We start from the raw sequence: 11061 nt of genomic DNA on the forward strand, positions 1-11061 counted from the left end.
TCTCCTAGGCTGAAATGGATTGAGGTTCGGGGGCGCTGTCGTTCACCCCTTCTTCTGGCAGTTCTCGCAGGGCGGCGGCGAGTTCACGAGCCCGCACCTCGCCGGTATGGCGCTGCATCACCGTCGCCGCGGCGGCCGAAGCCAGCGCACGACGCCCTGCGGCAGAGGTGGTTGTCAGGGCGTCGACGACATCCCCCGATCCTTTGGCGATGATGATTGCCTGACGGTCGGCAAAGAGCTCGTCCAGGCCGCGCCAGTCGTCGCTGATGATCGGCGTGCCGCAGGCAGCGGCCTCGAACAACCGCACGCTCGGCGACCAGCCCGCTGCGATCATGTCGCTTCGAGTGACGTTCAGCGTAAAACGCTGCCGGCTGTAGAAGCTCGGATGATCAGGGGGAGGCAGGTGCTCGATGCGCTCGACGTTTGGCGGCCAGTCGATATCCCCGGGATATTGAGGACCGGCAACCACGAAGCTTAGATGCGGCAGCTGCCGGGCAGGCTCGATCAGCAGCCGCTCCAGCGTTGGCTGCCGGTCGGGGCTATAGGTGCCGAGATAGCCGAAATCCCAGCGGAAGGCTTCGCCGGTCGATTTGTATCGGCTCGCATCGACGGAGCAGTAGAGAGCGATCGCTTTGCGCGCGCCGTATCTGCGTTCGAGCCTAGCCAACACGTCACCGCCGGAAAACGAGAAGTAGCCGTCGAAGGTCGCAAGCTGTCGGCGCGCCAGATACTCCTCGTCGCCACGGTCGAGTTTCGCCAGCGTGACCGGCGTATCGATGTCGTAAAAGCAAAGGCGCCGCGGCTTCAGGGCGGTGATCCTGTCGATGACCGTCACGCCAGAGGGCACATAAGACCCGATGACGACCGCGTCCGCCGCCTTGATACGATCGGCATGTTTTTCGATCATCTCATCGATGTCGCTGTAGTGGACGAGCTGGCAGAAGTCAGGGTCGGGAAGATCTCGATGCGCTGCATACCAGGGCACATCGTGTTCCAGGAACAGCACCCGGTGCCCCTCAGCGCGCAAGCCGCCGATGAGGGCGCGATAGGTCGTTGCGTGACCATTGCCCCAGGACGACGACAAGGAGAGGCCGAGGATGACGATATCAAGAGGACTGGTCATTCGGCAGCCTCCGCTCGCGTGGCGCGGGCGCGGAAGATGGCATCGGCGGTCTCGGCGCGATTGCTATAGGTATGTTCGGCAAGCACGCGTCTCAGCGCCCGCTGTCCGATCGCCTTGGCCTGCGGCCATGTCAGGCCGGTCAGAAGATCGGTGACATCCTTGCCGTCCCGCGCCACCAGGATTTCGTCACCGGGCTTGAGAAACAGGTCTATGCCCTGCCAGTAGTCGGTGATCAGGCAGGCGCCGGCGCCGGCGGCTTCGAAAACGCGGGTTGCCGGCGAAAAGCCGTTTTCGGCCATGCTGGCGCGGGAAATATTGAGCACGGCTTTCGGCGTCGCATTGAAAGCATTGTGGTCACGGGTCGGGACATGCCCGATGTGAACGGTATTCGAAGACATGGATTTGTCGCTCCAGCCGGACCCGCCGAGCAGGAAATTTTGCTGTGGCAAGCGGGCAGCCGGCTCGAGGAAAAATTGCTCGACCCGCGCTTCGCGGTCAGGGAGACGGTTTCCGAGAAAGGCAAGATCCGCGGTGAACCGCGCCTCCTCCTGCACCGGATAATGGGTTTGAGGATCGAGCGCGTTATAGATCGGCACACAGTCGGCTGCCCCGAGGCTGCGATAGGCGTCGACCACGGGGTTGCCGCCGCCATAGGTGAGGACGAGGTCGATCCGGCCCAGGGATTTGCGAAGCGGGTGCTCGGGACTCTGCCGCAGCTCTGAGAGCGTTGCCGGCGCATCCACATCCCAAAAGATTTTCAGAGCCCCTTGTCTGGCATGGCGAAGGACTTCCTGCAGCAGGAGATCGTCCTCGAAACCGACGCCGCTGGCTTTGACGACGATATCGGCCTCGGCCGCAGCCGCCGTCACCTCCTTCAGCGCCTCGACGGTGCCTTGGTAGACGACGACCTTGCACCATTCGGGCGGATCGATATCACGGTTTTTCTGCCGCTCGTAGACGTCGGGCTCGTAGAAGGTGATGTCGTAGCCCTTCTGCGCCAGAGCGCGCAGCAGGCCGCGATAGTAAGTGGCGGCACCGTTCCAGTAGGCGGAAACCAGGCTTGATCCGTAAAAGGCGATTTTCATTCGGCAGCCTCCTTGGCTGGCAGCTGGCCGACGACGCCCGCCGTGCCGCATTGCTCCAGAATGGAGAAGAGTTCATCGACGCGATGCCGGCAGGTGTGCCGCGCCCGGATCGTCTCGAGACCGGATGTGACCAGCGCAGCCGCGAGAGCATCGTCCGTTAGCACCTCACGCAACAGGCGCGACATCTCCCGGCCATTCTCGGCGACGAGATAATCCCTGCCCGAGCTGAAAAGCGCCTCGGCATCTTGCCAGGGTGCTGAGATCAGCGGGATGCCGCAGGCCAGCGCTTCGAAGACACGGATCGTCGGAATGCCGGGGAGGTTTTCGACATAAGGGCGCCGCGGAATATGCACGGTCGCTTTGTGGCCGGCGAAAGCGAGCGGCGCCTCTGCATTGGCGATCCAGCCGCCATAGTCGATGCCTGCATCCTCAAGAGCGTCAAACGCCTGTTTGGGATAGCGCACCCCGCGAACGGTCGTCTTCAACCCGAGCTCACGCGCGGGGCGGACGAGGAATTCCATCAGCTCGGCGGAGCGCTCGTCATCGCCCCAATTGCCGATCCAGATGAGATCGCCTGTCTTTTCGATCTCCGGCCTCGGATAAAACAGCGCGTCGTCAGCCGCCTCATGCCAGGTGAACACCGATCTGCCCCAACCGGCCTGCAGATAGCGCTGCCGCAGCGTCTCGCCGAAGGCGAGCACGCCGTCATAATCCTCAAGCGTCAGTCCGGCGATGTCGCTCTTTGCCGACACGGCGCGGTGATGTGTGTCGTGGAACAACAGGGTGAAATCGGCGCCGCTGCGCCGGGCTTGGCCGATCCGTTCCACCAGAGCCGGCTCCGTCCATTCATGGACGACTACGACGTCCGCCTCGGCGATCGCCGCCTCGTGATCGAAATGCGGTCCGTACATTTGCGAACGAAGCTGCGGGAACGTCTCGTGAAATTTCTCGACCGCCCTCGGCCCTTGATCGCTGAGCAGGTTGCTCCGGCTCCAGGATTCCTCGGGTTCGAGCGCTAGCGCCTGGTGATCGCGGCGTGTCAGCTCCCGCATGATGCCGCGCAGGAAGTGAGCGTTGCCGTGGTTCCAATCCGAAACAAGCGAATGGGTGTAAAACAGGAATTTCATGATTGCTCCGCCGTTGCCGGGGTGAAAATGTCGTTCATCAGTCGCGCGTATGTTTCGAGCATCGATGCCGCCTGGCGTTCCAAACTGAAGGCTCGCGAGCGCTCCAGCGATCGCACCACGAGTTCGGCGAGCAATTGCTCGTCTTCGCAGAGGCGCATGCACGCTGCTGCAAGGGACTGGGGATCATGCGGATCGAAGAACAGCGCGCACCCATCCCACAGCTCGCGATAGGTTGGGATATCAGACAGCACCAGAGCCGCGCCGCATCGCGCCGCCTCGAGAGCGGTCAGGCCGAAGGGCTCGTAAACGGACGGCGATACGACAATTTGCGCGCTCTGCATCAAGGCGATGGTCTTCGGATAGGGGAGCGGCCCACGATCGTCGGCGTCTTTGAGCTGCAATCGCTGCCCATTGGGACCTGAGCAAGAGCCTGCCATGACGACGGGCAAGGGCATTGCTGCTGCCGCCCTGTCGAGGACGACCCCGTTCTTGCCGTCATCCCACCAGCGCCCGGCCGCGAAGACGAAAGTCTTCTTTGGACGCTGGTCGGATCCGACGCGGCTCGCATTGTAGACCACCCTCAGCCGCGAGAGCGGACCATAGGCGGCTTGCAGTGCATCCGCATGGCTCATGCTTGGCGCAAGGACGGCATCGGCGCGGTCGAAACCTTCTTTGTTTGCATCGCACTGCCATCCCCAATCCGGCGGCACCAGCGTCTGGCGCACCGCGGCAAACCAGGTGACGACGCAGGAATGGGACACGACGACTACGGGCAGCGGCGTGTCGATCCCGGCGGCCTGGGACGGCAGGTTGAGATGCAGCAGATCGACGTGATAATCCCTGGCAATGCGGGAAATTTCGGTGGGCGCGGCTGATATTTCGGCCCTGCTCGACGCCATCCAGTCGAGAGGGGCATCGAGCCATACCAGCTGTCCCAGCGCTTTCGCCTCTGCGGTCTGCGTTGCCGACGGTGCGGGGCCGAGACCGGCAAAGACGATTTCCATCCCCTGGCGCCGAAGCCCGGCGGCGAGATCCATCGCATAGCGCCAGACGCCGCCAACCGCATCCAGGGTCATCAAAATCCGGACTCGTCGACGGATCATGCGGAGGCCCTCCGATCGCGGCGCAGGAGCGGTCGGCCGCCGAAACGATTTTCGACAAGCCACTCCGCGAGGTGCTGCAGTCCGCTTTCCCAGCCGACACGCGCACTCCAGCCGAGAGTCTGTTGCAGCTTGCGGGTGTCGGCGACGAAGAAATACTGATCGCCTGATCGCCAGTCGTCGAAGGAGGTTTCGACCGGGTGCCCAATCAGCCTGCCGATCGCGCGCAGGACTGCAAGCACGCTGACGGCATTCGCCGGACCGCCGCCCAGATTGAAGACGCGGCCTTTGATCCCGTCAATGCCATCGAGAACGCCGCGATAGGCGGCAATCGCATCCGCGACGTGAAGAATATCGCGAACCTGCTTGCCGTCGCCGTAAATTGAGACCGGTTCGCCGGCGAGCGCCCGGATCAGGAAATGCGCCACCCAACCCTGGTCCTCGGTGCCGAATTGGCGCGGGCCGTAGATGCAGCTCATGCGCAGCACGGCCGTCGGGATGGAGAAGGATTTCGCATAGTCCAGCACGTATTGGTCGGCCACGCCTTTCGAGCAGCCATAGGGGGTGCAGAAATCAAGCGGCCTGTCTTCGCCGATCCCGTATGATCGGACGGTCTCATCGACCGGCATGTAGCGGTCCTCGGCCTCCCGCATGGCAAGGTCGTCGAGCCCGCCATACACTTTGTTGGTGCTGGCAAAGATCACCGGAGCCTGGCGACCGGCCTTTCGCACCGATTCCAGCACATTGATCGTGCCGCGCGCATTGGCCTCGAAGTCATTGATCGGGTGAATGAGGCTGGTGGTGACCGCGGTCTGGGCGGCGAAATGAAAGACTGCTTTGGCGTCGGCGAAGGCTGCCTCGATGCTTCTGGCGTCGCGCACGTCGGCAAGCACCGGATGTAGCCTTGACCCATGCCTCTCGGTCAGCCAGCCGAGGTTTTGGTCGACGCCGGGCCGCCCGAGATTGTCGAGCACGACGACGTCTTCGCCGTCCTGGAGGTAGCTGTCGGCGAGGTTCGAGCCGATGAAGCCGCAGCCTCCGGTGATGACGATCGGGGCGGCTCCCTTGTCGAGGTTGGGCGTGGCGAGCCGCGCGACCTGCTCGAGCCGATCGACGCCGCCTTCCATCAGCAAACGCGCGAGCAGCTTCGGCTGATTCTCGTGGGTGACGGCACCAAGATGATAGTGCCGCGGATCGAACCACAGGCCCTCCTGCACCGGCACGTCCGGCGGCACATCGCGCCAGGAATACCAATACATCCGGTCGGCCGGCACGCTCAGAGCCCTCACGAAACGCCGTGCCTGCTCCATCTCGTCGTTGCGCCAGGTCGAATAACCGGTTTCGGTAATCCAGATCTCGGCCTTGTCATTAAAGCGGTCGATAATGTTTCGCATCTCGCCGAGATGCATGTCCCAGCCGCCCCAGGTGCCTTCCTCGCTGTCCCACGTGCCGGGAAAACCGTGGAAGCCGACGGCATCGACGACGCCGAGCACACCGCGCTCGCCCATCAGGTTAAGCCAATAGGGGTCGAAGGGGCATGGCCCGCCGAGCACCGGCTGCCAGCCGCGATGTTTGGCCCAGTAGGCGGCGGCGCCGACCATCTCGCAAAACAGCAGGAAGTCCTTGTCCTCGCGCCAATCCCAGTCGAGCAGGTTGTTAGGCTCGTTCCACAATTCGATATGACTGAAATACTGACCGTATCGGGTGAGCACGTGGTCGACGAAGTCGGCATAGGATTTGAGATCGGCCGGTGCGCCGGAGGACCTTCCGGTCCGCGACAAGGACGGCGGCGTGTAGTGAAGGCAGGGCAGGAGATCGATCTCGCGGCCAAGCTTCGGGATCAGCCAGTCAAACCATGCTTCGCCACCCGGAGCGAGGTATTCGGCCCATGACAGATGGGTGCGCAAGTAGCTGGCGCCGCTGATGCGGACGTCTGCGATCGTCTGCGACGTCCGCTCGTATTCGCCCGGGCGGAACCATTCGACGAAGCCATAGGATCTTGAGGACGTGCCGGTCGCGGCGGACAATGCGGCTATGGTCATGATACCAGCCCCCTTTCCTCCAACTGCCGCTTCATTTCCGCGCCGCGATCGATCGCTCCGGTCTGTTTCACCCAATCGACGAAAGGTCCGAGCGCGTTTTCCAGCATGAAGCGCGGCTCAAAGCCGAGCAGTTCACGCGCCTTCGCAATGTCGGCAAAGCAGTTGCGGATATCGCCGGACCTCGCCTTGTTCATGATTTCGGGCAGGATCTCAGGCACGCCCATCGCATCGGCGAGAAGCGTTGCGACTTCCGCGATCGTATAGGCCTGACCGCTGCCGATATTGATCACATGTCCCGGCGCATTGGGTTTTTCGAGCGCCAGGCGGAAAGCGCGCGCGACGTCGCGCACATGCACGAAATCTCGCCGCTGCTCGCCATCCTCAAAGATCATCGGCGGCTGACCATTGGCGAGCCTTGAAGCGAAGTTCGCCAACACTCCGGTATAGGGATTGGACAAGGCCTGGCCGGCGCCGAACACGTTGAAGAGACGGAGCGCCACCGCCTCGAGGCCATAGGCTTCGCCAAAGATCAGGACCTGTTTTTCCTGCGCATACTTGGTCAGCGCATAAATCGAGGAGAGATCCACCGGCTTTTCTTCATCCGTCGCAACCGGCCTCAGGACTTTGCCGTCAGCGCCGCGCGGATTCCATTGACCGGCCTTGATCTCGTCGCTGCGCCGCCTGACCAGGTCGAGCTGCGCACCGTCGGCGGTTTCATAGCGGCCCTCGCCATAGACGCTCATAGACGAGGCGACGACAACGCGTTTGGGTCGGCGGCCGATCATCGCCTCCAGAAGAACCGCGGTGCCAAGATCATTGCCCCCGACATATCGAGCGATCTCGTACATTGACTGTCCGACACCGACCTCCGCAGCGAGGTGGATGACGCCATCGGCACCCAACAGAGCCCGTTCGACCGCAGTCTTGTCTCTGACGTCGCCGCGGATGATTTCGGCAGCCTCCGGCAGCGACGTTTCAGCATCGCCGTGAACCTGATCGATCAATGCATCGAGAACCCGTACCTCATACCTATTGTCGAGAAGCTCCTCGACAACATGTCTTCCGATGAAGCCGCAGCCGCCAGTTACAAGGATCATCGCCATCTGATTTCCGTCCGCTCAAGTTGAAGATGACCTGCCGAACCAACCGAGGCGAAGATTGTTCCTGCATCAATGTCATCTTCTTTGACATGTTCTTTGACATCGTCCGGAACAACTGGCGGCGTCGCTGGTTCGGCGGCCAATCTATAAGCGAAATAACGTCTCGAAGATTGAGAAGCGGCGACCTGGTGAGAGGTCGATGGTCGGAATCGGAGCCCCACTGCGGCAACGACGTCTGCCAACACCAAGCCGGCCAATTAGATGAAGGAGCAACTCATGAACGTGTTGCCAAGGGCGACCGAGGGAGCGATCCGGGCGGCAATCATCACCGGCCCCGGACAAATATCGGTCGAAGAGAGGCCTCTTCCCCAGCCAGGGCCGGGCCAGGTCAGGATCAGGATCGAAGGGTCGGGCGTGTGCGCTTCCAATCTTGCGCCCTGGGCAGGGCCAGAATGGATGACCTTTCCGACGGAGCCGGGTGGTCTCGGTCACGAGGGATGGGGCAGGATCGATGCGCTTGGGGAAGGGGTGTCTGGCCTCAGCCTGGGAGACCACGTCGCTGCACTCTCATATCATGCCTACGCAACCCACGATTTCGCGGATGCCGACATGGTCGTGCCGCTGCCGCCGGCGCTCGACGGCCAACCCTTTCCGGGCGAACCGCTCGGCTGCGCGATGAACATATTCCGGCGCAGCCGCATCGAGCCGGGCCAGACCGTCGCCATTATCGGTATCGGATTTCTCGGCGCCTTGCTGACGCAGCTTGCCAGCGGCGCCGGTGCGCGCGTCATCGCCATCTCGCGCCGTCCGTTTTCCCTCGAGACCGCCAAGCGCATGGGCGCCGCCGAAGTACTGGCGATGGACGACCACTGGCGGATCATCGAAGCTGTGAGAGTGTTGACCAACGGTGCTTTCTGCGACCGCGTCATAGAGGCGGTCGGCAAACAGTGGCCGCTCGATCTCGCCGGCGAACTGACCGCGGAGCGCGGCCGGCTGGTTGTGGCCGGATACCATCAGGACGGTCCGAGGCAGGTCAATATGCAGCTCTGGAACTGGCGTGGCCTCGACGTCATCAATGCTCATGAACGCGATCCAAGGATTTATATCAGCGGCATGCGCCAGGCGATCGAAGCGGTCGTTTCCGGCAGGCTCGATCCATCATCGCTCTATACCCATGTTTATCCGCTCGAGGGCCTGGGCGAGGCGCTCGACGCCACTCGGGACAGGCCGGATGGTTTCCTCAAGGCGATGGTGACGTGCTGATGAACAGGTTGGTAGAGCGCTCTCTGCAGATGCGGGTCAAGCCTGTCAGACTCGGCTTCCTCGGTGTCGGCTGGATCGGCAGAAATAGAATGGAAGCAATCCTCCGCACGCAGATGGCCAAAGCTGTTGCCATCGCCGATCCCTCCGAAGACATGCGGAAAGAAGCCCTGCGCCTTGCGCCGGATGCGGAAATCGTCGCCGATCTCGATGCGCTCCTGTCGCTCGACCTCGACGGCGTCGTCATCGCCACTCCGAGCGCCCTGCACGCCGGGCAGTCGATCCGGGCGCTACAGGCTGGGGTTGCAGTATTCTGTCAGAAGCCACTCGGCCGATCTGGCGCGGAAGCGGCAGCGGTCGTGGCCGCCGCCAGATCAGCCGACAGGCTGTTGAGCGTCGATTTCTCCTATCGTTACACGCAAGGCATGCAGCGCATCCGCGATTTGCTCAGATCAGGCGAGCTTGGCACGGTCTTCGCCGCCGATCTGGTCTTCCACAATGCCTACGGTCCCGACAAATCCTGGTTTTACGACAAATCGCTGTCGGGCGGAGGATGCGTGATCGACCTCGGCGTCCACCTCATCGACATGGCGCTCTGGTGCCTCGACTTTCCCGAGGTGGTCGACACCACGAGTATCCTGATGAAAGGCGGCGAGCCAATCAGCGCAACGGGGGATGTCGAAGATTTCGCTGTTGCCACCCTGACGTTGGCGACTGGCGCGGTCCTCCGCCTCGCCTGCTCCTGGCGGCTGCAGGCAGGATGCGATGCGGTCATCGGCGCCGACTTCTTCGGAACATCGGGGGTGCATCTTTCAGGAACGTCGGCGGGTCGTTCTATGACTTTGCGGCCTATCGCTTCCGCGGCACATCGACCGAAGAAATTGTCCGGCCTCCCGACGATTGGGGTGGCCGGGCGGCAGCGGACTGGGCCGCCCGGCTCGCCAGTGGTCAGGCTTACGATCCGTCCTGCGAACGCCTTGTCGAGGTCGCCGAAATCATCGACGACATCTATCGGCGCGGATGAAGCGGCGGCGTCGGGGCGACCGGACGAAATTGTTTGCGGTCATCGGTGAATCGGCTGGAACCGCCGAGCCTCTTTCCGGTTTTGGCGGTCGCAAATCATCTGCGGGATGAACATGGCCTCTCGAACAGCAGGGAAGACATCAAAGCCGCCGGGAGCCTCGAGCGATATGCTCGCCCGCAGCAAAATTCCTGCCTGGATCGTCAAGGCGCTTTTTTCCAGCGGCATCAAGCGTGTCAGTAAATTGTCCTCCATGACCGACGACGAACTCCTGGCGCTTCCCGGCATAGGTAAGCGGGCCGTGGAATTCATCCGGTCGTCTCTGAACAGCTGTGAAAGCGGCGGGAGCGGGAAGCCAAGCCATCGCGAATCGCCGGTTCGCCGGTGAAATGAGCAGCACTGCTAACGCGCGGAACTCTCTGCTTTCAAGGAGGTTTGGATTTCCCAATATGGAAGATTCAATGTCGGTGCCGAGATCCGAGCAGAAGCAAAGCACGATATCGAGACGTCTCGACCGCAACATCGAGGCTCTGCTGAAGCGGCGAGAGGAGGAGGCGCGACAATCGAGCCGGCAGGAGCGGGTGGCCGATGCCATTACCCGTTTCGCGGGATCGATGAAGTTCGTCTACCTGCACCTGCTGGTCGTTACGCTCTGGATCATCTTCAATACCGGCCTGCTTCCGCTCATGCCGGTCTTCGACCCGTCATTTGTCATTCTGGCGATGGTCGCTTCCGTCGAAGCCATTTTCGTCTCGACATTCGTGCTGATCAGCCAAAATCGTATGGCGGAAGCTGACGACAAGCGCGCCGATCTCAACCTGCAGATCTGTCTTCTGGCAGAGCATGAGACGACGGAGTTGCTGACCCTGGTCTCAGCCATTGCCGAGAAGCTCGGCATCGAAATCGAGACGACAGAAGAGCTCGAGGAACTAAAGGAGCAGGTGAGGCCGGAAGAGGTACTGGACGAGATCGAAGAGAAAATGCACCGGCGGGGAACTACAAAACCGCCGCCAGCGTAAAAGGGGCCCAAGGCCCGCCTGATCATCGGTGCACTACCGCATGATGTGGCAGAATTCCGGCGGGTCCCAACCGCATCTCCGCGACTGCGGAACAACGGGTCCTTTCGGGAGTTTGGCAGCAACACTGGCGGCAGTCGATTCGACCTTCCAGTGTCAGGACTGGATGTCCGACCGGCGGCTGCCC

Annotated in this window: 9 protein-coding genes and 1 pseudogene; 3 read left to right on the forward strand and 7 right to left on the reverse strand. The window is 62.1% G+C overall.

Annotation, left to right across the window (positions count from 1 at the left end; translation table 11 throughout):
* Window positions 1-4 precede the first annotated feature (4 nt).
* From ACS4RR_RS04745 to ACS4RR_RS04770, 6 genes are read right to left on the reverse strand one after another with little or no spacing between them, the layout of a single operon-like run.
* Complete coding sequence (locus ACS4RR_RS04745; protein ID WP_260109546.1) at window positions 5-1123, reverse strand: CgeB family protein; 1119 nt, start codon at window positions 1121-1123, stop codon at window positions 5-7.
* Complete coding sequence (locus tag ACS4RR_RS04750; protein ID WP_456189764.1) at window positions 1120-2208, reverse strand: CgeB family protein; 1089 nt, start codon at window positions 2206-2208, stop codon at window positions 1120-1122. The genes ACS4RR_RS04745 and ACS4RR_RS04750 overlap by 4 nt, the downstream gene beginning before the upstream one ends.
* Window positions 2205-3335: a CgeB family protein gene (locus ACS4RR_RS04755; protein WP_260109544.1), complete on the reverse strand. Its 1131-nt coding sequence runs from the start codon at window positions 3333-3335 to the stop codon at window positions 2205-2207. Before ACS4RR_RS04755 ends, ACS4RR_RS04750 begins: the two co-directional genes overlap by 4 nt.
* Window positions 3332-4411: a glycosyltransferase family 4 protein gene (locus ACS4RR_RS04760; protein ID WP_260111077.1), complete on the reverse strand. Its 1080-nt coding sequence runs from the start codon at window positions 4409-4411 to the stop codon at window positions 3332-3334. The genes ACS4RR_RS04755 and ACS4RR_RS04760 overlap by 4 nt, the downstream gene beginning before the upstream one ends.
* A gap of 23 nt (window positions 4412-4434) precedes the next feature.
* Window positions 4435-6477, reverse strand: a complete 2043-nt coding sequence (locus ACS4RR_RS04765) for an NAD-dependent epimerase/dehydratase family protein (RefSeq protein ID WP_162115714.1) — start codon at window positions 6475-6477, stop codon at window positions 4435-4437.
* Window positions 6474-7580: an NAD-dependent epimerase/dehydratase family protein gene (locus ACS4RR_RS04770; protein ID WP_260297224.1), complete on the reverse strand. Its 1107-nt coding sequence runs from the start codon at window positions 7578-7580 to the stop codon at window positions 6474-6476. The genes ACS4RR_RS04765 and ACS4RR_RS04770 overlap by 4 nt, the downstream gene beginning before the upstream one ends.
* A 273-nt stretch (window positions 7581-7853) precedes the next feature.
* On the opposite strand from ACS4RR_RS04770, the gene ACS4RR_RS04775 reads away from it, so the two are divergent.
* Window positions 7854-8840, forward strand: coding sequence for an MDR/zinc-dependent alcohol dehydrogenase-like family protein (locus ACS4RR_RS04775; protein WP_456189765.1), 987 nt, complete (start codon window positions 7854-7856; stop codon window positions 8838-8840).
* Window positions 8840-9861: pseudogene (locus ACS4RR_RS04780) on the forward strand (Gfo/Idh/MocA family protein). Before ACS4RR_RS04775 ends, ACS4RR_RS04780 begins: the two are co-directional and overlap by 1 nt.
* A gap of 39 nt (window positions 9862-9900) precedes the next feature.
* On the opposite strand, the gene ACS4RR_RS04785 reads toward ACS4RR_RS04780, so the two are convergent.
* The gene (locus tag ACS4RR_RS04785) at window positions 9901-10113 is read right to left on the reverse strand and encodes a hypothetical protein (protein WP_170282043.1); all 213 of its coding nucleotides are present in this window, start codon (window positions 10111-10113) and stop codon (window positions 9901-9903) included.
* Between the two features lie 206 nt (window positions 10114-10319).
* Here ACS4RR_RS04785 and ACS4RR_RS04790 point away from each other — a divergent pair, with 206 nt between their 5' ends.
* Entirely contained in the window at window positions 10320-10877 is a 558-nt protein-coding gene (locus tag ACS4RR_RS04790) for a DUF1003 domain-containing protein (RefSeq protein WP_170282042.1), read from the forward strand.
* Window positions 10878-11061 lie beyond the last annotated feature (184 nt).

The sequence above is a fragment of the Rhizobium zaerense genome, from assembly GCF_051810725.1.
Taxonomy (GTDB): domain Bacteria; phylum Pseudomonadota; class Alphaproteobacteria; order Rhizobiales; family Rhizobiaceae; genus Rhizobium; species Rhizobium leguminosarum_I.

What these genes read in the sequence shown, in the direction of transcription:
- ACS4RR_RS04755 (WP_260109544.1), bottom strand. Translation starts at nt 3,335, where the DNA reads ATGAAATTCCTGTTTTACACCCATTCGCTTGTTTCGGATTGGAACCAC.
- ACS4RR_RS04790 (WP_170282042.1), top strand. Translation starts at nt 10,320, where the DNA reads ATGTCGGTGCCGAGATCCGAGCAGAAGCAAAGCACGATATCGAGACGT.
- ACS4RR_RS04785 (WP_170282043.1), bottom strand. Translation starts at nt 10,113, where the DNA reads ATGGAGGACAATTTACTGACACGCTTGATGCCGCTGGAAAAAAGCGCC.
- ACS4RR_RS04750 (WP_456189764.1), bottom strand. Translation starts at nt 2,208, where the DNA reads ATGAAAATCGCCTTTTACGGATCAAGCCTGGTTTCCGCCTACTGGAAC.
- ACS4RR_RS04745 (WP_260109546.1), bottom strand. Translation starts at nt 1,123, where the DNA reads ATGACCAGTCCTCTTGATATCGTCATCCTCGGCCTCTCCTTGTCGTCG.
- ACS4RR_RS04760 (WP_260111077.1), bottom strand. Translation starts at nt 4,411, where the DNA reads ATGACCCTGGATGCGGTTGGCGGCGTCTGGCGCTATGCGATGGATCTC.
- ACS4RR_RS04765 (WP_162115714.1), bottom strand. Translation starts at nt 6,477, where the DNA reads ATGACCATAGCCGCATTGTCCGCCGCGACCGGCACGTCCTCAAGATCC.
- ACS4RR_RS04775 (WP_456189765.1), top strand. Translation starts at nt 7,854, where the DNA reads ATGAACGTGTTGCCAAGGGCGACCGAGGGAGCGATCCGGGCGGCAATC.
- ACS4RR_RS04770 (WP_260297224.1), bottom strand. Translation starts at nt 7,580, where the DNA reads ATGGCGATGATCCTTGTAACTGGCGGCTGCGGCTTCATCGGAAGACAT.